This is a genomic window from Pseudomonas sp. IT-P100, assembly GCF_949767185.1.
GTDB classification, from domain to species: domain Bacteria; phylum Pseudomonadota; class Gammaproteobacteria; order Pseudomonadales; family Pseudomonadaceae; genus Aquipseudomonas; species Aquipseudomonas fluorescens_B.
This window is the reverse complement of sequence record NZ_CATKQK010000022.1, coordinates 151,335-171,188: the sequence shown is the minus strand read 5'-3', so window position 1 is coordinate 171,188 and position 19,854 is coordinate 151,335. Positions and strand designations below refer to the sequence as shown.

At 60.4% G+C, this 19,854-nt stretch carries 19 protein-coding genes; 8 read left to right on the top strand and 11 right to left on the bottom strand.

Features of this window, described 5'->3' with window-relative positions; all coding sequences use genetic code 11:
* Window positions 1–31: 31 nt before the first annotated feature.
* From rng to mreB, 5 genes are all read right to left on the bottom strand, one after another.
* On the bottom strand, window positions 32–1,489 hold the full coding sequence (gene rng, locus ACM6IQ_RS16880) for a ribonuclease G (protein WP_008008603.1): 1,458 nt from the start codon (window positions 1,487–1,489) through the stop codon (window positions 32–34).
* A gap of 57 nt (window positions 1,490–1,546) precedes the next feature.
* Complete coding sequence (locus tag ACM6IQ_RS16875; protein ID WP_414879360.1) at window positions 1,547–2,143, bottom strand: Maf family protein; 597 nt, start codon at window positions 2,141–2,143, stop codon at window positions 1,547–1,549.
* A 45-nt stretch (window positions 2,144–2,188) separates the two neighbouring features.
* Complete coding sequence (mreD, locus tag ACM6IQ_RS16870; RefSeq protein ID WP_017336526.1) at window positions 2,189–2,680, bottom strand: rod shape-determining protein MreD; 492 nt, start codon at window positions 2,678–2,680, stop codon at window positions 2,189–2,191.
* Window positions 2,680–3,840: a rod shape-determining protein MreC gene (gene mreC / locus ACM6IQ_RS16865; protein ID WP_080995109.1), complete on the bottom strand. Its 1,161-nt coding sequence runs from the start codon at window positions 3,838–3,840 to the stop codon at window positions 2,680–2,682. Before mreC ends, mreD begins: the two co-directional genes overlap by 1 nt.
* A gap of 140 nt (window positions 3,841–3,980) precedes the next feature.
* Complete coding sequence (mreB, locus tag ACM6IQ_RS16860) at window positions 3,981–5,018, bottom strand: rod shape-determining protein MreB (RefSeq protein WP_002555108.1); 1,038 nt, start codon at window positions 5,016–5,018, stop codon at window positions 3,981–3,983.
* Between the two features lie 211 nt (window positions 5,019–5,229).
* On the opposite strand from mreB, the gene gatC reads away from it, so the two are divergent.
* The 6 genes from gatC to ACM6IQ_RS16830 are packed head-to-tail and all read left to right on the top strand — an operon-like array spanning window position 5,230 to window position 10,359.
* Complete coding sequence (gene gatC / locus ACM6IQ_RS16855) at window positions 5,230–5,517, top strand: Asp-tRNA(Asn)/Glu-tRNA(Gln) amidotransferase subunit GatC (protein ID WP_007941222.1); 288 nt, start codon at window positions 5,230–5,232, stop codon at window positions 5,515–5,517.
* Window positions 5,518–5,533: 16 nt separating this feature from the next.
* On the top strand, window positions 5,534–6,985 hold the full coding sequence (gene gatA / locus ACM6IQ_RS16850; RefSeq protein ID WP_414879359.1) for an Asp-tRNA(Asn)/Glu-tRNA(Gln) amidotransferase subunit GatA: 1,452 nt from the start codon (window positions 5,534–5,536) through the stop codon (window positions 6,983–6,985).
* A 10-nt stretch (window positions 6,986–6,995) separates the two neighbouring features.
* Window positions 6,996–8,441, top strand: coding sequence for an Asp-tRNA(Asn)/Glu-tRNA(Gln) amidotransferase subunit GatB (gene gatB / locus ACM6IQ_RS16845; protein ID WP_017336523.1), 1,446 nt, complete (start codon window positions 6,996–6,998; stop codon window positions 8,439–8,441).
* Window positions 8,442–8,498: 57 nt separating this feature from the next.
* Window positions 8,499–8,870, top strand: coding sequence for a septal ring lytic transglycosylase RlpA family protein (locus ACM6IQ_RS16840; RefSeq protein WP_017336522.1), 372 nt, complete (start codon window positions 8,499–8,501; stop codon window positions 8,868–8,870).
* A 50-nt stretch (window positions 8,871–8,920) separates the two neighbouring features.
* Window positions 8,921–9,982, top strand: a complete 1,062-nt coding sequence (locus ACM6IQ_RS16835) for a calcium/sodium antiporter (protein WP_414879358.1) — start codon at window positions 8,921–8,923, stop codon at window positions 9,980–9,982.
* Window positions 9,979–10,359: a carboxymuconolactone decarboxylase family protein gene (locus ACM6IQ_RS16830; protein ID WP_017336520.1), complete on the top strand. Its 381-nt coding sequence runs from the start codon at window positions 9,979–9,981 to the stop codon at window positions 10,357–10,359. The genes ACM6IQ_RS16835 and ACM6IQ_RS16830 overlap by 4 nt, the downstream gene beginning before the upstream one ends.
* A gap of 163 nt (window positions 10,360–10,522) precedes the next feature.
* On the opposite strand, the gene ACM6IQ_RS16825 is transcribed toward ACM6IQ_RS16830, so the two are convergent.
* From ACM6IQ_RS16825 to kdgD, 5 genes are all read right to left on the bottom strand, one after another.
* Entirely contained in the window at window positions 10,523–11,464 is a 942-nt protein-coding gene (locus ACM6IQ_RS16825) for an AEC family transporter (protein WP_414879357.1), read from the bottom strand.
* A 185-nt stretch (window positions 11,465–11,649) separates the two neighbouring features.
* Window positions 11,650–13,203: a galactarate dehydratase gene (gene garD / locus ACM6IQ_RS16820; protein WP_018929532.1), complete on the bottom strand. Its 1,554-nt coding sequence runs from the start codon at window positions 13,201–13,203 to the stop codon at window positions 11,650–11,652.
* Window positions 13,204–13,214: 11 nt separating this feature from the next.
* A complete protein-coding gene (locus ACM6IQ_RS16815) occupies window positions 13,215–14,585 on the bottom strand; it encodes an MFS transporter (RefSeq protein ID WP_414879356.1) in 1,371 nt (456 codons plus the stop codon).
* 151 nt (window positions 14,586–14,736) lie between these two features.
* Complete coding sequence (locus ACM6IQ_RS16810; RefSeq protein WP_414879355.1) at window positions 14,737–16,182, bottom strand: aldehyde dehydrogenase family protein; 1,446 nt, start codon at window positions 16,180–16,182, stop codon at window positions 14,737–14,739.
* 61 nt (window positions 16,183–16,243) lie between these two features.
* Window positions 16,244–17,155: a 5-dehydro-4-deoxyglucarate dehydratase gene (kdgD, locus tag ACM6IQ_RS16805; protein ID WP_414879354.1), complete on the bottom strand. Its 912-nt coding sequence runs from the start codon at window positions 17,153–17,155 to the stop codon at window positions 16,244–16,246.
* A gap of 238 nt (window positions 17,156–17,393) precedes the next feature.
* On the opposite strand from kdgD, the gene ACM6IQ_RS16800 reads away from it, so the two are divergent.
* Together ACM6IQ_RS16800 and ACM6IQ_RS16795 are read left to right on the top strand one after the other, a co-directional pair.
* Window positions 17,394–18,698, top strand: coding sequence for a phospholipase (locus ACM6IQ_RS16800; RefSeq protein ID WP_414879353.1), 1,305 nt, complete (start codon window positions 17,394–17,396; stop codon window positions 18,696–18,698).
* Between the two features lie 14 nt (window positions 18,699–18,712).
* The gene (locus ACM6IQ_RS16795) at window positions 18,713–18,904 is read left to right on the top strand and encodes a hypothetical protein (protein ID WP_017336513.1); all 192 of its coding nucleotides are present in this window, start codon (window positions 18,713–18,715) and stop codon (window positions 18,902–18,904) included.
* Window positions 18,905–18,975: 71 nt separating this feature from the next.
* On the opposite strand, the gene ACM6IQ_RS16790 is transcribed toward ACM6IQ_RS16795, so the two are convergent.
* Window positions 18,976–19,725 (bottom strand): FadR/GntR family transcriptional regulator, encoded by a 750-nt coding sequence (locus tag ACM6IQ_RS16790; RefSeq protein ID WP_031318393.1) that lies wholly within the window; start codon window positions 19,723–19,725, stop codon window positions 18,976–18,978.
* Window positions 19,726–19,854: the final 129 nt, after the last annotated feature.

The following is a 19,854-nucleotide window of genomic DNA, read 5'->3' as shown; positions in this document are numbered from 1 at the left end:
AGCCGTTCTAGTGGGGGTGAAACACAGCGATTCAGAGCAGCACCACGTCGTATTGTTCCTGGGAATACATGGTTTCCACCTGGAACCGAATGGTGCGCCCGATAAAACCTTCGAGCTCGGCGACGTTGCCCGACTCTTCATCCAGCAGGCGATCGACGACTTTCTGGTTCGCCAATACACGATAGCCCTCCGCCTGATAGGCGCGCGCCTCGCGGAGAATTTCGCGGAAGATTTCGTAGCAAACGGTTTCCGGCGTCTTGAGCTTGCCGCGCCCCTGGCAGCTGCTGCAGGGTTCGCACAACACCTGCTCGAGACTTTCGCGGGTGCGCTTGCGGGTCATCTGCACCAGGCCCAACTCGGTGATGCCGATGATGTTGGTCTTGGCGTGATCGCGTTCCAATTGTTTCTCAAGCGTGCGCAGCACCTGACGCTGGTGCTCTTCGTCTTCCATGTCGATGAAGTCGATGATGATGATCCCGCCCAGGTTGCGCAGGCGCAGCTGGCGAGCGATAGCGGTCGCGGCTTCGAGGTTGGTCTTGAAGATGGTTTCTTCGAGATTGCGATGACCGACGAACGCCCCGGTATTGACGTCGATGGTGCTCATGGCTTCCGCCGGGTCCACCACCAGGTAACCGCCAGACTTCAGCGGGACTTTGCGTTCGAGGGCTTTCTGGATTTCGTCTTCGACGCCGTACAGGTCGAAAATCGGCCGTTCACCCGGGTAATGCTCCAGACGATCAGCAATTTCCGGCATCAGTTCGGCGACAAACTGCGTGGTTTTCTGGAACGTTTCCCGGGAGTCGATACGGATCTTCTCGATCTTCGGGCTCACCAGATCGCGCAAAGTCCGCAGCGCCAGGCCGAGGTCTTCGTAGATCACACTCGGCGCGCTGATGGTTTTGATCTGCTCGTTGATCTGATCCCAGAGCCTGCGCAGGTAGCGGATGTCCATGAGAATTTCATCGGCGCCCGCGCCTTCGGCGGCAGTCCGCAGGATGAAGCCGCCGGCCTCCTTGATGCCTTCTTTGGCCACGCAATCGGTGACCACTTGCTTGAGGCGTTCGCGCTCGGCCTCGTCTTCGATCTTCAGGGAAATACCGACATGCGCGGTGCGCGGCATGTACACCAGATAACGCGAAGGAATCGACAGTTGCGTGGTCAGGCGTGCGCCTTTGGAACCGATCGGGTCCTTGGTGACTTGCACCACCAGGCTCTGGCCTTCGTGAACCAGCGCGCTGATGCTCTCGACCGCAGGGCCTTCACGCAGGGAAATTTCCGAAGCATGAATGAACGCGGCGCGATCCAGGCCGATGTCGACGAAAGCCGCCTGCATCCCCGGCAATACCCGCACGACTTTGCCTTTATAAATGTTGCCGACGATCCCGCGTTTTTGCGTGCGCTCGACGTGGACCTCTTGCAGGACACCGTTTTCAACCACCGCCACGCGCGATTCCATCGGCGTGATGTTGATCAGGATCTCTTCACTCATGGCAGGGTCTCGTTCAGGCATGTTCACGATAATGGCCGCATCTTGTCAGTACGACGCTCAGCGCGCGTTAAGGGTTTGCCAACAGGGTATGCCGAAATGGCCGAGCAGCTCAGCGGTTTCGCACAGCGGCAGTCCGACCACCGCCGAGTAGCTGCCATTGAGCCCGGCGACAAACACCGCGCCCAGTCCTTGAATGCCATAGCCACCGGCCTTGTCCTGAGGTTCGCCGCTGGCCCAGTAGGCCGCCGCTTCATCGCGGCCGATGGGGCGAAAACGTACCAGGCTGCGCACAACCCGCGACTCGCAACGCTCACCGTCAAGCACGGCAATGGCGGTCAGCACTTCGTGCTCTTGCCCTGCCAACATCATAAGCATGGCGCACGCATCGGCTTCGTCCACCGGTTTGCCGAGAATTTTCCCGTTCAGCACCACGGCGGTGTCGGCGCCCAGTACGCAGAATGCGGCGTCGGACACGATTGCGCCGCGCCCGGCTTCAGCCTTGCCGCGCGCGAGGCGCTCGACATAGGCCGACGGCGATTCATGATTCAAAGGGGTTTCGTCGATGTCCGCGCTGATGGCGGAGAACGGCACGCCGATCTGCGTGAGCAGTTCACGCCGACGCGGCGAGCCTGAGGCGAGGTACAACCGTTTCATCAAGACATCTCCCTTGTCGAGGTGTGGGCAAATGCCTGAACCGAATTAGTTGATTTTGTAACGTCGACGCAGACCGCGCAAACCGAAGCTGATCCATGGCCAGAGCAATGCGCTGACCAATGCCGGCAAGACCAGTGCCAGCGTTGGCTGACGGTTGCCGGTCAGGGCGCTGAGCCATAGCTGAACGAGCTGCGCGAGCCCGAAGATCACCAGGATCACCAGGCTCTGTTGCCACATCGGAAACATCCGCAGCCGCTGTTGCAGCGACAGCACCAGGAAAGTGATAAGGGTCAGGATCAACGCGTTCTGGCCCAGCAACGTGCCGTAGAGCACATCTTCGGCCAGGCCCAGGCACCATGCGGTGACCATGCCGACTTTCTGCGGCAGGGCCAACGCCCAGAACGCCAGCAGCAAGGCGAGCCAGAGCGGACGGAGGATTTCCATGAATTGCGGCAGCGGCGAAACGCTGAGCAGCATGCCAATGGCGAATGTCAGCCAGACCATCCAGCCGTTTCGGGAGGCGGTAGCACCGACCATTATTCTCTTCCCCCAGGGGTGGCCGGCGCGGAGACAGGCGGTTTGGCAGCAGGCTTCACGACAGCGGGTTGCGTCGCCGGTGGCTTGGCAGCCGGCGTCGTCACGGGCGGCTTGGCGGCGGCGGGATGTGCGGCAGCGGGTTTGGCCGGGGTAGCGGCAGCAGGTTTGGCCGGGGTAGCCGTCGCAGGTGCAGCGGCGGGAACGGCCGGGACTGCAGTGGCAGCCGGGGCAATCACGCCGACAGGCTTGGGCACGGTCGCGGGAATGATTGGCCCGCCGCCCTGCGCATCCAGGCTTTCCTGGGCCTGAGCAGCATCGTTTGCGCGCTCTTCCGGCGTCCGGGTGTCGCTGAACACCAGCAGCAAGTAACGGCTGCGGTTCAGCGCAGCCGTCGGCACGGCGCGGACAATGGCGAACGGCTGGCCGGAATCGTGAATCACTTCCCTGACCGTCGCCACCGGGTAACCCGCCGGGAACCGCTGGCCAAGGCCGGAGCTGACCAGCAGATCGCCTTCCTTGATATCCGCCGTGTCGGCAACGTGACGCAACTCCAGGCGCTCAGGGTTGCCGGTGCCACTGGCAATCGCCCGCAGACCGTTCCGGTTCACCTGCACCGGAATGCTGTGGGTGGTGTCGGTCAGCAGCAGCACACGGGAGGTGTATGGCATCAACTCGACCACCTGGCCCATCAGGCCGCGGGCATCGAGCACCGGCTGACCGAGGACCACACCGTCGCGCTCACCTTTATTGATGATGATGCGATGGGTGAACGGATTGGGGTCCATGCCGATCAACTCGGCCACTTCGACCTTCTCGTTGACCAGCGCGGAGGAATTGAGCAGCTCGCGCAGCCGAACGTTCTGCTCGGTGAGGGCGGCAAGCTTTTGCATGCGACCCTGCAGCAGCAGGTTTTCGGTTTTGAGTTTTTCGTTTTCGGCGACCAGTTCGGTACGGCTGCCAAACTGGCTGGCCACACCTTGCCATAGCCGCTGCGGCAGGTCGGTGATCCAGTAAGACTGCATCAGCACCAGCGACATCTGGCTACGCACTGGCTTGAGCAGTGTGAAGCGGGCATCGACCACCATCAGCGCGACCGATAGCACGACCAGCACCAACAAGCGCACGCCCAGTGAAGGCCCTTTGGTGAAAAGCGGTTTAATAAGCCGCTCCTCCCAGGCAAATGTTTTGTTTATTCATACGGCAGACCGGCCTGGATACAGACTGACAGAAGGTAAACGCAAACAGGCAGCACTGCAAAGTGCCGCCTGCGCGCTCAACAGCATAGATGCATCGGGCGAGATCACTCGCTCGACAGCAGGTCCATGGTGTGTTTATCCATCATTTCCAATGCACGGCCACCGCCGCGAGCAACGCAGGTCAGCGGGTCTTCGGCAACGATCACCGGCAGACCGGTTTCCTGGGCCAGCAACTTGTCGAGGTCACGCAGCAAGGCGCCACCACCGGTCAGTACCAGGCCACGCTCGGCGATGTCGGAAGCCAGCTCCGGCGGCGATTGCTCCAGCGCACTTTTCACGGCCTGAACGATGGTGGCCAGCGACTCTTGCAGAGCTTCCAGCACTTCATTGGAGTTCAGGGTGAATGCACGTGGAACGCCTTCGGCGAGGTTACGGCCACGAACGTCGACTTCACGAACTTCGCCGCCCGGGTAGGCCGTACCGATTTCCTGTTTGATGCGCTCGGCGGTGGATTCGCCGATCAGGCTGCCGTAGTTGCGACGCACGTAGGTGATGATCGCTTCGTCGAAGCGGTCGCCGCCAACCCGTACGGATTCGGCATAAACCACACCGTTCAGGGAGATCAGTGCGATTTCGGTGGTACCCCCACCGATATCGACGACCATCGAGCCGCGGGCTTCTTCAACCGGCAGGCCGGCACCGATCGCAGCCGCCATTGGCTCTTCGATCAGGAACACTTCACGTGCGCCGGCACCAAGGGCCGATTCACGGATGGCTCGACGCTCAACCTGAGTGGATTTGCATGGAACGCAGATCAGCACACGAGGGCTAGGCTGCAGGAAGCTGTTTTCGTGAACCTTGTTGATAAAGTACTGCAGCATCTTTTCGCAGACGCTGAAATCGGCAATGACGCCGTCCTTCATCGGACGAATGGCCGCGATGTTGCCCGGCGTACGGCCGAGCATGCGCTTGGCCTCGGTGCCGACAGCAACGACACTTTTCTGGTTACCGTGTGTCCGAATAGCCACAACCGATGGCTCATTCAGGACGATGCCGCGCTCGCGCACGTAAATAAGGGTGTTGGCAGTGCCCAGGTCAATGGAAAGATCGCTGGAAAACATGCCACGCAGTTTCTTGAACATGGGAAAGGGACCCTAGGCAACGCGTGGGTAAAAAAGTGCGGCAAACTCTAACAACGACAGGGATTTTGGGCAAGGCGCCAATATGTTAAATTGGCCGCTTTTCTGTGCACCAACCCCCACAATCGCGGCCTTATGACCGTAGAAATGCGGTAGTGTTCCGACAATCTAACACACGGACGCCGTCCGTTCTGTTTTCCACTGGAGAATCGCAATGGCGCTTGAACGCTCCGACGTGGAAAAAATCGCTCATCTGGCCTGCCTTGGCCTCGATGATGCCGATCTTCCACATATTACTTCGGCCCTGAACAGCATTCTGGGGCTGGTCGACGAAATGCAGGCGGTCAATACCGACGGTATCGAGCCACTGGCCCACCCACTGGAAGCCAGCCAGCGCCTGCGTGCAGACGTCGTGACCGAGACCAATCATCGCGAGGCCTATCAGTCCATCGCACCAGCGGTCGAAAACGGCCTGTACCTGGTTCCGAAAGTCATCGACTAAAGGGAAAGAGCCTGCAATGCATCAATTGACTCTGGCCGAGATCGCCCGCGGACTCGCCGATAAAAAGTTTTCTTCCGAAGAGCTGACCAAAACCCTGCTGGCGCGTATCGCCCAGCTCGACCCTCAGCTCAACAGTTTCATCAGCCTCACCGAAGACCTGGCGCTCCAGCAGGCGAAAGCCGCTGACGTACGCCGGGCCAATGGTGAGAGCGGCGCCCTGCTCGGCGCGCCGATTGCCCATAAAGACCTGTTCTGCACCCAGGGCATCCGCACCAGCTGCGGTTCGAAGATGCTCGACAACTTCAAGGCCCCGTACGACGCCACGGTCGTTGCCAAGCTGGCCGCTGCCGGCGCAGTGACCCTGGGCAAGACCAACATGGACGAATTCGCCATGGGGTCGGCCAACGAGTCGAGCTACTACGGCCCGGTGAAAAACCCGTGGAACCTGGAATACGTTCCGGGCGGTTCGTCCGGCGGTTCCGCTGCGGCGGTCGCGGCGCGCCTGTTGCCGGCGGCTACCGGCACCGATACCGGCGGCTCGATCCGTCAGCCTGCTGCACTGACCAACCTCACCGGCCTGAAACCGACGTACGGTCGCGTTTCGCGCTGGGGCATGATCGCCTACGCCTCCAGCCTCGATCAGGGCGGCCCGCTGGCCCGCACGGCCGAAGACTGCGCAATCCTGCTGCAAGGCATGGCCGGTTTCGATCCGCAGGATTCCACCAGCATCGACGAACCCGTGCCTGACTACAGCGCCAGCCTCAACGGTTCGCTGCAAGGCCTGCGCATCGGCGTGCCGAAGGAATACTTCAGCGCCGGCCTGGACCGGCGTATTGCCGACCTGGTCATGGCCAGTGTCGAAGAGCTGAAGAAGCTCGGCGCCGTGATCAAGGAAATCAGCCTGCCGAACATGCAGCACGCGATTCCTGCGTACTACGTGATCGCCCCGGCTGAAGCGTCTTCCAACCTGTCGCGTTTCGACGGCGTGCGTTTCGGCCATCGCTGCGAAGACCCGAAAAACCTGGAAGACCTGTACAAGCGTTCCCGTGGCGAAGGCTTCGGCGCTGAAGTACAGCGCCGGATCATGGTCGGTGCCTACGCGCTGTCCGCCGGTTACTACGACGCCTACTACCTGAAGGCACAGAAGATTCGTCGCTTGATCAAGAACGACTTCATGGCCGCCTTCAATGAGGTCGACATCATCCTCGGCCCGACCACGCCGAACCCGGCCTGGAAGCTCGGCGCCAAGAACAGCGACCCGGTCGCTGCGTACCTGGAAGACGTCTACACCATCACCGCCAACCTCGCCGGTCTGCCGGGCCTGTCCATGCCTGCAGGTTTTGTCGACGGTCTGCCGGTCGGCGTGCAACTGCTCGCCCCGTATTTCCAGGAAGGCCGCCTGTTGAACGTTGCCCACCAGTATCAGTTGAACACTGACTGGCACACCCGCACCCCAACCGGCTTCTGAGGAGAAACACATGCAATGGGAAGTCGTGATCGGGCTGGAGATTCATACCCAGCTCACCACCCGGTCGAAAATCTTTTCCGGTAGTTCCACCACCTTCGGTTCCGAGCCGAACACCCAGGCCAGCCTGGTTGACCTCGGCATGCCCGGCGTACTGCCGGTGCTGAACCAGGAAGCGGTGCGCATGGCGGTGATGTTCGGTCTGGCGATCGATGCCGAGATCGGCCAGCACAACGTGTTCGCCCGTAAAAACTATTTCTACCCGGACCTGCCGAAGGGCTACCAGATCAGCCAGATGGAATTGCCGATTGTCGGCAAGGGCCACCTGGACATCGCCCTGGAAGACGGCACCGTCAAACGCGTCGGCATCACCCGCGCGCACCTGGAAGAAGACGCCGGTAAAAGCCTGCACGAAGAATTCAGCGGCGCCACCGGCATCGACCTGAACCGCGCCGGCACGCCGCTGCTGGAGATCGTCTCCGAACCCGACATGCGCAGCGCCAAGGAAGCCGTGGCCTACGTCAAGGCGATCCACGCGCTGGTGCGTTACCTGGGCATCTGCGACGGCAACATGGCCGAAGGCTCGCTGCGTTGCGACTGCAACGTGTCGATCCGTCCGAAAGGCCAGGTTGAGTTCGGCACCCGCTGCGAGATCAAGAACGTCAACTCGTTCCGCTTCATCGAGAAGGCGATCAACACCGAAGTACAGCGTCAGATCGAGCTGATCGAAGACGGCGGCAAGGTGATCCAGCAGACTCGCCTGTACGATCCGAACAAGGACGAAACCCGTCCGATGCGCAGCAAAGAGGAAGCCAACGACTACCGTTACTTCCCCGATCCGGACCTGTTGCCGGTGGTCATCGAGGACTCGTTCCTCAATGAAGTGCGTGCGACATTGCCGGAACTGCCACCGCAGAAACGCGAGCGCTTCCAGGAGCAGTTCGGTCTGTCGGTCTACGACGCCAGCGTCCTGGCCACCAGCCGCGAGCAAGCCGACTACTTCGAGAAAGTCGCGAGCATCGGCGGCGACGCCAAACTGGCGGCCAACTGGGTCATGGTTGAACTGGGCAGCCTGTTGAACAAACAGGGCCTGGACATCGATCAGTCGCCGGTTTCGGCCGAGCAACTGGGCGGCATGCTGCTGCGCATCAAGGACAACACCATCTCCGGCAAGATCGCCAAAGTGGTGTTTGAAGCGATGGCCAACGGCGAAGGCAGCGCCGACGAGATCATCGACAAGCGCGGCCTCAAGCAGGTGACCGACACTGGCGCGATCTCGGCGGTGCTGGACGAAATGCTCGCGGCCAACGCCGAGCAGGTCGAGCAATACCGCGCGGCAGACGAAGCCAAACGCGGCAAGATGTTCGGCTTCTTCGTCGGCCAGGCCATGAAAGCCTCCAAAGGCAAGGCCAACCCGCAACAGGTCAACGAACTGCTGAAAAGCAAGCTCGAAGGCTGATGAGAATGGAGCCAGCCGTCAAATCTGGCTCCCACATTTGTTTTCGGGAAACCTTGAATGAAGCGTCTGTTCAGCCTTTGCGCCCTGCTCTCTCTGCTCGCCGGTTGCGCCAGCACCGACGTCGTCGATCCACACGGTTACGACCAGACAGGCGTGGCGTCCTACTACGGCGCCAGACACCAGGGCAAACGCACCGCCAGTGGTGAACGTTTCGACAAGAATTCCCTGACCGCCGCCCATCGCCAACTACCCTTTGGTACGCGGGTGAAGGTCACCAATCTGAAAAACGACAAGTCCTGCGTGGTGCGTATCAATGACCGCGGGCCACACACTCGCGGGCGCCTGATCGACTTGTCTCATGAAGCCGCCGAGCAACTGGGCATGCTCAAAAGCGGCACCGCGCGGGTTCGCGTGCAAGCCCTCGACTGACTGACGGAGCCCCGACCATTTTCGGACTTGCCGACATCCCCCTGCTCAGCATGATTGAACTGCTCAGCGGCCTGATTCTGCTGATCGCCGGCGCCGAGCTGATGGTGCGCGCCGCGGTGCGCCTGGCCGCGCGACTGCATGTGCGACCGCTGATCATTGGCCTGACCATCGTCGCCCTGGGCAGCAGCGCGCCGCAGATGGCGGTCAGCCTGCAAGCCACCCTCGCGCTGAACGCCGACATTGCAGTCGGCAGTGTTATCGGCAGCGGTATCTTCAACATACTCGTCACCCTCGGGCTCTCGGCGCTGATCATCCCGCTGCGGGTCTCGCGGCAACTGGTGCGCCTGGATATTCCGTTGATGATCGGGGCCAGCCTGCTGGTGTTCGTTCTGGCGTGGAATGAAGAACTGACCCGCGTCGATGGCGTGCTGCTGCTGACGGCGCTGGCACTGTATCTGGGCTTGTTGCTGCGACAGTCGCGGCACTCGGTCCGTCCGCAATCGACAACGCATGAAGCCCCGCAGGTGCCTTGGTTGAGCAGCCTGCTGATGATCGTCGCCGGTCTTGCGATGCTGGTGTACGCCGGGCACTTGCTGTTGGGCGCCGCGGTGTCGGTCGCTACGGATCTGGGGCTGTCGGAAAGGATCATCGGCCTGACCATCGTCGCCGTCAGCACTTCGTTGCCGGAACTGGCGACCTCATTGATCGCGGCGTTGCGTGGTCAGCGCGACATCGCCGTCGGCAACGTGGTCGGCAGCAACCTGTTCAACCTGTTGGGCGTACTCGGCGTTACCGCACTGATTGCGCCGTCGCCGCTGTCGGTCTCGCCCAACGCGCTGGATTTCGACTTGCCGGTGATGCTCGGCGTCGCGGTGCTGTGCTTGCCGGTGTTCTATTCCGGCTACCGGGTGACCCGCGCCGAAGGTCTGCTGTTTCTGGGCTTGTACCTGGCGTACGGTCTGCACGTGGTGTCGTTCACCACCGGCATGCCGCTGGCCGGCAGGCTTGAACACCTGATGCTGTTTTTCGTCCTGCCGGCGCTGGTGGCGTTTCTATTGTTCACGTCGCTGCGCGCCTGGCGTCGCCAACACCACAAGAGAGAATTGCCATGACCGACCATAAAAAGCCCGGCGTTGAAGTCCGCCGCCAAGTGATGGGCGACGCTTTCGTCGACCGCGCGCTGGGCAATGCCACCGAGTTCACCCAGCCGTTGCAGGATTTCGTCAATGAACACGCCTGGGGCAGTGTGTGGAATCGCGAAGGCCTGCCGCTGAAAACCCGCAGCCTGATCACTCTTGCCGCGTTGACCGCGCTGAAATGCCCGCAAGAGTTGAAAGGTCACGTGCGTGGCGCGCTGAACAACGGCTGCACCGTGGAAGAGATCCGTGAGGCGTTGCTGCATTGCGCGGTGTATGCCGGCGTGCCGGCGGCGATCGATGCGTTTCGGGCGGCGCAGGAAGTGATTGATAGCTACCAGAAGCCGGAATGAATATTCGAAGGTTGCGGTGAAAGATCTACCGTCATCGCGAGCAGGCTCACTCCCACAGGGGATCTCCTTTGTTGCACAAATTGTGTGAACACCCAAGATCACTGTGGGAGCGAGACCGGCTTGCCGACGATGAGGCCCGAAAGAACAACCCAAAATCTCAGGGCTAAATCCACCCACCCCACTGCAACAAAAAGATCCCGACGTTGGTGGTCACCGCCGCCATCAGCGTGGTGATCACAATGATCGCTGCCGCGAGTTCATGATTACCGTTGGCCTGACGCGCCATGACAAAACTGGCCGCAGCGGTCGGGCTGCCGAAGTACAGGAACAGAATCCCCAACTCCGCCCCGCGAAAGCCCCACAACCAAGCCCCCAGCGTCGCCAGCACCGGCAGGCCGATCATCTTCACCAGGCTTGAACTCAGCGCCATATTGCCGCTCTTGCGCATGGCCGCCAGCGACAGCGTGCCGCCGATGCAGATCAACGCCAATGGCAACGTGGTTTGCGCCAGGTACTGGCCGGACGTCTCCAGCCAACCCGGCAAACCGATCTTGAAATACGCAAACGGCGCTGCCGCAAAAACACTGATGATCAACGGGTTGATCATCACGCTTTTGCAGATGCTCCACGGATCGGACTTGATCACCGGGCTGTAGACCGCCAGCACAATGGTCGAGAGCGTGTTGTAAAACAGGATCACCAACGCCGCGAGAATCGCCCCGAGGGAAATCCCGTAATCGCCGTACATGCTCGCCGCCAGCGCGAGGCCAATGACGCCGTTGTTGCCGCGAAACGCACCCTGGGTGTAAATCCCCCGGTCCTCACGCGGACACTTCCAGATCGCCCAGCCCCAGGCGATGGCGAAACACACCAGCGTCGCAATCGAGAAATAGATCAGCAGCGCCGGTTGCAGGGCGGCGTGCAGGTCGGCATGCAGGATGCCCAGGAACAGCAACGCCGGCATGGTGACGTTGAACACCAGGGCCGACGCGGTGTGGATGAAATTGTCGTTGATCCAGTCGATGCGCTTGAGCAGCACCCCCAGAAACAGCATGGCAAACACCGGCGCGGTGATGTTCAGGGTTTCGAGGAAAATTGCCAGCATGCCGAGGAGAACCTTGAGGGTGTCGTTAGTTGGCTAATGATAAGCCACCGAGGACGTTGGCGTCTGGTAGATCGCCATCGCGAGCAGGCTCGCTCCCACAGGAGATCTTCTTTGTTGCACAAACTGTGTGAACACCGAAGATCACTGTGGGAGCCAGCCTGCTGGCGATGAACGATAACGCGGTATCAGGTGATCGGCGCCGGGTTGAACAACGTGATGTCGTTATGCAGCTTATGCTGCTCCGCCCACGTCTGCTTCTTCCCGCTGGCCACGTCCAGGTAGTAGTGAAACAACTCCCAGCCAAGGTCTTCAATCGAAGCCCGCCCGGTTGCAATCCGCCCGGCATCGATGTCGATCAGGTCAGGCCAGCGCTGCGCCAGTTCAGTCCGGGTCGACACCTTCACCACCGGCGCCATCGCCAGACCATACGGCGTACCGCGCCCGGTGGTGAACACGTGCAGGTTCATTCCTGCCGCCAGTTGCAACGTCCCGCAGACAAAATCACTGGCCGGGGTCGCACAGAAAATCAGGCCTTTGCGCTTGAAGCGTTCGCCAGGGCCCAGCACCCCGTTGATCGCGCTGCTGCCGGATTTGACGATCGAGCCCAACGACTTCTCGACAATGTTCGACAGCCCGCCCTTCTTGTTCCCCGGCGTAGTGTTCGCGCTGCGATCGGCTTCACCCTTGGCCAGGTAACGGTCGTACCAGTCCATTTCCCGCACCAGCTCCTGAGCGACTTCCTCGGTTTCGGCGCGGGAAGTCAGCAGGTAAATCGCGTCGCGCACTTCGGTGACTTCGGAAAACATCACCGTCGCACCAGCGCGCAGCAACAGGTCAGAGGCGTAACCCAGCGCCGGGTTGGCGGTGATGCCGGAGAACGCATCGCTGCCGCCGCACTGCATGCCGAGGATCAGCTCGGACGCCGGCACGGTTTCCCGGCGACGCTGATCGAGCTTCTTCAGACGGGTCTCGGCCAGCGCCATGATCTGCTCGATCATCTCGGTGAAACCGTGACTCGAATCCTGCAAGCGGTACAACCACGGCTCGCTGAGATCGACCGAACTGTCGTTCTCGTGCATCACCTGCCCGGCCTGCAATTTCTCGCAGCCCAGGCTGATGACCAAGGCTTCGCCGCCCAGGTTCGGGTTGCGCGCCAGATTGCGCACGGTGCGAATCGGGATGTACGCGTCGGTGGCGGTGATCGCCACGCCACAGCCGTAGCTGTGGGTCAGCGCCACCACGTCATCGACGTTCGGGTACTTGGGCAGCAATTCATCCTTGATGCGCTTGACCGCGTGATCGAGCACGCCGGTGACGCACTGAACCGTGGTGGTAATCCCCAGAATGTTGCGCGTGCCGACGGTGCCGTCGGCGTTGCGATAACCCTCGAACGTAAAACCTTCCAGCGGTGCCTGCGCGGCCGGCACTTCGGTGGACAGCGGCAAGCTGTCCAGCGGCGGTGCGGTGGGCATGCGCAGTTGATCTTCCTTGACCCAACTGCCGCGTGGAATCGGCTGCAACGCATAGCCGATGGTCTGGCCGTAACGAATCACCTGGCCGCCCTCCGGAATGTCTTCCAAAGTGACTTTATGGCTCTGCGGCACGAAGTCCACCGTCACCAGGCCATCGGGAAATTCGGTGCCGGCGGGCACGCCCTGGTCATTGACCACAATCACTACGTTGTCCCGCTCGTGCAGGCGGATGTAGCGCGGCGAGTCGGAGTGTTCAATCAACTGCATGACGCCGCTCCTCAGGAATGCGCTTGAGACAATTTGTTGTTTGTTTCAGGGCCGTTGACCGGCGGCTCTTTGAGCACCACACGCTTGATCGGACCAACGATCACCAGGTAGCTGAACACTGCGACCAGTGCGTTGCAACCGACAAACACCAGCGCCCATTTGAACGAACCGGTGGAGCTGATGATGTAGCCAATCACGATGGGAGTGGTGATCGAAGCGATGTTACCGAAGGTGTTGAACAAGCCACCGCTGAGACCGGCGATTTGTTTCGGCGAAGTATCGGACACCACCGCCCAGCCCAGCGCACCCACGCCTTTGCCGAAGAATGCCAGGGCCATGAAGCCGACGACCATCCATTCAACATCGACATAGTTGCAGGCCACGATGCTGCTGGAAACCAGCAAACCGGCAATGATCGGCGCCTTGCGGGCGAAGGTCAGGGAATGGCCCTTGCGCAGCAGGTAATCGGAAATCACCCCGCCGAGCACACCACCGATGAAGCCACAGATCGCCGGCAACGAGGCAATGAAACCGGCCTTGAGGATGGTCATGCCGCGTTCTTGCACCAGGTATACCGGGAACCAGGTCAGGAAGAAGTAGGTGATGCCGTTGATGCAGTATTGGCCGAGGTACACGCCAAGCATCATGCGGTTGGTCAGCAACTGGCGGATGTAGTCCCACTTCGGACCGTCGCCTTTTTTGCCTTTGCCTTTGTCCTGGTCCATATCGACCATGCCGCCGTTATCGGCGATGTGCTGGAACTCCGCGTCGTTGATCATCGGGTGCTGGCGTGGGCTGTGGATAACCTTGAGCCAGATGCCCGAGAAGATGATGCCAATCACGCCCATCACGATGAACACGTGCTGCCAGCCGAAGCTGTAGACGATCCAGCCCATCAGCGGCGCGAACAACACGGTGGCGAAGTATTGCGCCGAGTTGAAGATCGCCGAAGCGGTGCCGCGTTCAGCCGTCGGAAACCAGGCCGCGACGATGCGGGCGTTGCCGGGGAAGGATGGCGCTTCGGCCAGGCCCACCAGGAAGCGCAGCATGAACAGCGCAACCACCGCCGTGGACATGCCGAACTCGCCGACATAGCCCTGCAGCACGGTGAACAGCGACCAGGTGAAGATGCTCAGCGCATAGATTTTTTTCGAACCAAAACGGTCCAGCAGCCAGCCACCGGGAATTTGCCCGGCCACGTAGGCCCAACCGAATGCAGAGAAGATATAACCGAGAGTGACCGCGTCGATACCGAGGTCTTTTTGCAGGCTGGAGCCGGCGATAGCGATGGTCGCCCGGTCGGCGTAGTTGATCGTGGTCACCAGAAACAGCATGAGCAGGATCAAATAGCGGACGTGAGTCGGCTTCTGAGTCGATTGCATGTAGATGTACTCCCACTGATTATTTTTATGCGGGTCATAACGATTGTTTTTTGTGGGAGCTGGCCTGCCAGCGATGCGGGCACCTTGGTATGTCCTTCACACCGAGGTGCTGCCATCGCTGGCAGGCCAGCTCCCACAGGTATTGCGTGAATCAGGAACCGATGTAGGAGGTTTTCACGACGGTGTAGAACTCTTGCGCATAGCGACCCTGCTCGCGGGAGCCATAGGATGAACCTTTACGCCCACCGAACGGAACGTGGTAATCCACACCGGCGGTCGGCAGGTTGACCATCACCATCCCGGCCTGGGAGTGGCGCTTGAAGTGGTTGGCGTACTTCAGCGACGTGGTGGCGATGCCCGCCGACAGACCGAATTCGGTGTCGTTGGCCATGGCCAGTGCCGCTTCGTAATCCGCAACGCGAACCACGTTGGCCACCGGGCCAAAGATCTCTTCACGGCTGATGCGCATCGCGGCTTCACTGTCGGCAAACAGGGTTGGCGCGAGGTAGTAGCCTTCTGTATCGCAAGTCACCAGACCACCGCCACTGACCAGACGCGCACCTTCGGACTGGCCGATGTCGATGTACTTCATGTCCTGTTCAAGCTGAGCCTGGGAAACCACCGGACCGATGTCGGTGCCGGTTTTCAGCGCGTGACCGACCTTGATCGACTTCATGCGCTCGGCCATGGCTTCGACGAATTTGTCGTGGATGCCGGCGGTAACGATGAAGCGGCTGGAAGCGGTGCAACGCTGGCCGGTGGAGTAGAACGCGCTCTGAACCGACAGCTCGACCGCTTGCTTGAGGTCGGCGTCATCGAGAATGATCTGCGGGTTCTTGCCGCCCATTTCCAGCTGAACCTTGGCCTGGCGCGACACGCAGCTGACGGCGATCTGACGACCGACACCGACAGAGCCGGTGAAACTGATGCCGTCGACTTTCGGGCTCTGCACCAACGCATCGCCCACCACACGACCGCTGCCCATCACCAGGTTGAACACGCCGGCCGGGAAGCCTGCGCGAGAGATGATTTCAGCCAGCGCCCAGGCGCAACCCGGGACCAGGTCGGCGGGTTTCAGTACCACGCAGTTGCCGTAGGCCAGGGCCGGGGCGATTTTCCACGCCGGGATGGCGATCGGGAAGTTCCACGGGGTGATCAGGCCAACCACGCCCAAGGCTTCGCGCGTCACTTCGACGTTGACGCCCGGACGTACCGACGGCAAGTAGTCGCCGGACAGTCGGAGTGTTTCCCCGGCGAAAAACTTGAAGATGTTACCGGCGCGGGTCACTTCGCCGATGGCTTCAGGCAGGGTTTTACCTTCTTCACGGGCGAGCAAAGTGCCGAGCTCTTCGCGGCGAGCGAGGATTTCAGTACCGACCTTGTCCAGTGAGTCGTGGCGAGCCTGAATGCCCGACGTCGACCAGGCCGGAAACGCAGCGCGGGCGGCGTCGATGGCGGCGTGGACCTGGGCCAGATCGGCCTTGGCGTAGTTGCCGATGGTATCGGTCAGTTCGGACGGGTTGATGTTGGCGCAGTAATCACTGCCGGCAACCCATTCACCGTTGATGTAGTTATCAAAACGCTTTGCATCTGCCACTGGGGAATCTCCTCACGCAAAAGGCCGCTGATCACTCAGCGGCCTTGTTTAATCGGGTGTGTTACTGCGCACCTTGCTTGTCGATCAACGCGGCGAGCAATTCGTACTCTTCGCCGGTCAGGTCGGTCAGCGGCGCACGCACAGGACCTGCGTCATAGCCGGCAATTTTTGCCCCGGCCTTGACGATACTCACCGCGTAACCGGCTTTGCGGTTACGGATGTCCAGGTACGGCAGGAAGAAGTCGTCGATGATCTTGCCGACGGTGGCGTGATCTTCGCGAGCGATAGCGTGGTAGAAATCCATCGCGGTTTTCGGGATGAAGTTGAACACCGCCGAGGAGTAAACCGGCACGCCCAGTGCCTTATAGGCCGCTGCGTAGACTTCGGCGGTCGGCAAACCACCCAGGTAGCTGAAGCGATCGCCGAGGCGACGACGGATCGACACCATCAACTCGATATCGCCCAGGCCATCTTTGTAGCCGATCAGGTTCGGGCAACGCTCGGCCAGACGTTCCAGCAACGGCGCGGTCAGGCGGCAGACGTTGCGGTTGTAAACCACTACGCCGATCTTCACCGATTTGCACACGGCTTCAACGTGAGCGGCAACGCCGTCCTGGCTGGCTTCGGTCAGGTAGTGCGGCAGCAGCAACAGGCCTTTGGCGCCCAGACGCTCGGCTTCCTGTGCGTACTCGATCGCCTGGCGGGTCGAACCACCCACACCGGCCAGGATCGGCACGCTGGTTTCGCAGGTGTCGACGGCGGTCTTGATGATTTCCGAATATTCGCTGGCCGCCAGAGAGAAGAACTCACCAGTGCCGCCTGCGGCGAACAGAGCCGAGGCGCCGTATGGGGCCAGCCATTCGAGACGCTTGATGTAGCCAGCGCGATGGAAATCGCCCTGAGCATTGAAATCGGTAACCGGGAAAGACAGCAGACCGGAAGAGAGGATGGACTTCAGTTCTTGTGGATTCATTATTCGAACACCCTGGGTAGCACGTTTGTGTGTGAGGAAATCGTTCAGCCTGCGCCGAAGTTGTAGGTCATCGTACAACTTAAAAAACAACCGTCAACTGCATTTCATCGCCGCATCCAAAATTTATGCGTCGGAAAAGTATTTTCTTGACGTAGGAAAGTTCTCCTCTATGCTCTGAATAACTGTATATACATACAGTTAACTTGAAGCATACCGACGACATATCAAGGAGATAGAAATGTCAGGTCTACACACACAAACCCAGGAACAACCGAAGCCGGTCATCGCAAGTCTGGATGATCTGTTCAACGAGAACGGCATCGCCATTACGGGTAATGACCACCTGCTCCTGCACCTCGACGCCCCTGGCTCCGACACCCATCAACCGTCCACCTCTGCATCCGTCAACGCCTTGAAAGGCAAGCCACGGCTGAGGTTCGAGGGGGGTGAACACACGGCCATCGGTGATAACACGCTGCTACGTTTCGTCAAGGATGCCCCTGCTGTAGTGGCGTCGCAGGTCGAGTTGCACTTGCCGAACGGCTTGGCACTGACCTATGGGCAGATCGTTGCCCTGGGGGGTGATTTCTATGGAATTGCGGATAAACCGGTCAGCGAAGGCGCAACCGCTGCCGACCGGGTCCAGCGTTTTACCGAGGCTTTCAATTCCCTGGCGGTCCTGCCCGCGTCCAATGCCGAGGCGAAGCTGATTCTCGGCGTCATGCAGAAGGAAATCGCCGCAGTCAAACAGGCGATCAAGGATGGCAAGCAGCCCCACGAGGCGTATGACGCCTTGGGTGATACGTTGTCGGAAGAGTGGAACAAAATCACCGGCGGCGGCAGCTTCGTTTCCGCCCTGTACCCACTGGGGCGCTACCTGAAACTGGCCGCCAACAATGCCGATCACTTCGCCGAATGGGCACTGCTGGCCTACATCGCCGGGCACACGGCCGCGTTGCAACAAGCGGTGATCGCCCACAACACAGCTGACGACCAGTCGCTGGAACTGGCCTATGCGCTGAACGCTTTCGCCGATCACTACCTGACCGACCTGTTTTCCGCCGGCCATCTGCGCGTGCCACGCAAACAGTTGGCGGCAGTGGTCACGCCGAGTGATCTGGGCTCGTTGATCACCCGCTTCATGCACGACGAAGACAGCAAGTTCGGCCTCAACGTGCGTAATGGCGATGGCGCTCAATGGCATGCGTATGGCGACAAACGCTACTTCGATGCCATCGACAGCGCCAACCGCCTCCAGGTCAATCAAGCGGTTCAAGTGTCTGCGGATGAGATATTCGCGGCGTACCTCAGCGGTATCGCACCGTCACCCAGCAGTTTCGCGGCATTGAAAAAACTGCCTGACCTGCAAGCGGTACTGAACCCTGTGGGTAATTTCTCGCCGTTATTCAAGGTCGAGGGTAACAAGGTGCTGCGACGCAAGGACGTCAACAACCTGAACGATACCGCCACGGTGGATGACTGGTGGGGCTGGAGCACTTACCTGCTGCTCAAGGACTACAAGCCGACTGGCAACGTGGCCTGATAAGGAGATCAATCATGACGATCAAATTGAAACTGGAGCTGGTCTCGGGCCAATCGCTCAAGGGTGCGCCGCTGGAGTTGTTGGCTGATGGCAAGCCGATTGCGAAAGGAGTCGTGGATAAAAACGAAAGTGTGACGTTCGATGTTAAGTCTGCGGCTGCCAGGTTGACCGTGAGAGTGGATCGCTCGATTCTGAAAACCGTCTGAGGCCAATGGCCCCATCGCCGGCACGCCGGCGATGGCAATCCAGAGAACAATAGAACTGCCCGGCCTGGAAACTACCCCCGCTGCGCCTCAGCCTCTTCATGCGCATGACGCAACCGCTCGCGGCTGTTGGTCAAATGCAAGCGCATCGCTGCCCGCGCCGCATCGGAATCCTGGCGCGCAATCGCATCGTAAATCTCTTCGTGCTCACGGCTCAGACGGCTCATGTAGTGTTGCTGGTCATCATGGGCCAGGCGTGCCGAGTTGAGTCGAGTGCGCGGAATGATGCTGGTGCCGAGGTGGGTCATGATGTCGGTGAAATAGCGGTTGCCGGTCGACAGCGCGATTTGCAGGTGGAACTGAAAGTCCGAGGCCACGGCATCGCTGGCGTGTGCCGCGCTTTCATTCAAGGCGTCCAGCGCGGCGCGCATCAACGCCAACTGTTCAGGGCTGCGGCGTTGTGCGGCGAGGCCGGCGGATTCCACTTCGAGGCTGATGCGCAATTCCAGAATCGCCAGCACATCACGCAGCGTCACCACGGTGGCCGGGTCGATACGAAAACCGCTCGGGCTCGGCGTATCGAGCACGAAGGTGCCGATGCCGTGGCGGGTTTCCACCTGCCCGGCCGCCTGCAAACGGGAAATCGCTTCGCGCACCACCGTGCGGCTGACGCCATGGGCATCCATGATCGCCGACTCGGTGGGCAACTTGTCGCCGCGCTTGAGGTGACCGTCTCGAATCTGCTCGGACAGCACCGTCACCAATTCCTGTGCGAGGCTGCGGCGCTTGCGTGGAAGGCGTGGTGCATCGATCGGGTTTTCCATGGTGAACGTCTGTCTCGAAAAATTCGGCTGAAACCGCATCATAGCTCAAGGCGGTTGTACGATCACCACCACTCCCTGTGGGCGCGAATTGTGGCGAGGGGATTCATCCCCTCACCACAAAAGCCCACA

Bases quoted from the DNA above. Each gene is read 5' to 3' on its own strand.
- ACM6IQ_RS16795 (WP_017336513.1), top strand. From the start codon at position 18,713: ATGACGATCAAATTGAAACTGGAGCTGGTCTCGGGCCAATCGCTCAAG.
- garD (WP_018929532.1), bottom strand. From the start codon at position 13,203: ATGCAGTTGATTGAACACTCCGACTCGCCGCGCTACATCCGCCTGCAC.
- mreB (WP_002555108.1), bottom strand. From the start codon at position 5,018: ATGTTCAAGAAACTGCGTGGCATGTTTTCCAGCGATCTTTCCATTGAC.
- ACM6IQ_RS16835 (WP_414879358.1), top strand. From the start codon at position 8,921: ATGATTGAACTGCTCAGCGGCCTGATTCTGCTGATCGCCGGCGCCGAG.
- gatC (WP_007941222.1), top strand. From the start codon at position 5,230: ATGGCGCTTGAACGCTCCGACGTGGAAAAAATCGCTCATCTGGCCTGC.
- ACM6IQ_RS16875 (WP_414879360.1), bottom strand. From the start codon at position 2,143: ATGAAACGGTTGTACCTCGCCTCAGGCTCGCCGCGTCGGCGTGAACTG.
- mreD (WP_017336526.1), bottom strand. From the start codon at position 2,680: ATGGTCGGTGCTACCGCCTCCCGAAACGGCTGGATGGTCTGGCTGACA.
- gatB (WP_017336523.1), top strand. From the start codon at position 6,996: ATGCAATGGGAAGTCGTGATCGGGCTGGAGATTCATACCCAGCTCACC.
- ACM6IQ_RS16800 (WP_414879353.1), top strand. From the start codon at position 17,394: ATGTCAGGTCTACACACACAAACCCAGGAACAACCGAAGCCGGTCATC.
- ACM6IQ_RS16815 (WP_414879356.1), bottom strand. From the start codon at position 14,585: ATGCAATCGACTCAGAAGCCGACTCACGTCCGCTATTTGATCCTGCTC.
- ACM6IQ_RS16790 (WP_031318393.1), bottom strand. From the start codon at position 19,725: ATGGAAAACCCGATCGATGCACCACGCCTTCCACGCAAGCGCCGCAGC.
- gatA (WP_414879359.1), top strand. From the start codon at position 5,534: ATGCATCAATTGACTCTGGCCGAGATCGCCCGCGGACTCGCCGATAAA.
- ACM6IQ_RS16830 (WP_017336520.1), top strand. From the start codon at position 9,979: ATGACCGACCATAAAAAGCCCGGCGTTGAAGTCCGCCGCCAAGTGATG.
- ACM6IQ_RS16825 (WP_414879357.1), bottom strand. From the start codon at position 11,464: ATGCTGGCAATTTTCCTCGAAACCCTGAACATCACCGCGCCGGTGTTT.
- kdgD (WP_414879354.1), bottom strand. From the start codon at position 17,155: ATGAATCCACAAGAACTGAAGTCCATCCTCTCTTCCGGTCTGCTGTCT.
- rng (WP_008008603.1), bottom strand. From the start codon at position 1,489: ATGAGTGAAGAGATCCTGATCAACATCACGCCGATGGAATCGCGCGTG.
- ACM6IQ_RS16840 (WP_017336522.1), top strand. From the start codon at position 8,499: ATGAAGCGTCTGTTCAGCCTTTGCGCCCTGCTCTCTCTGCTCGCCGGT.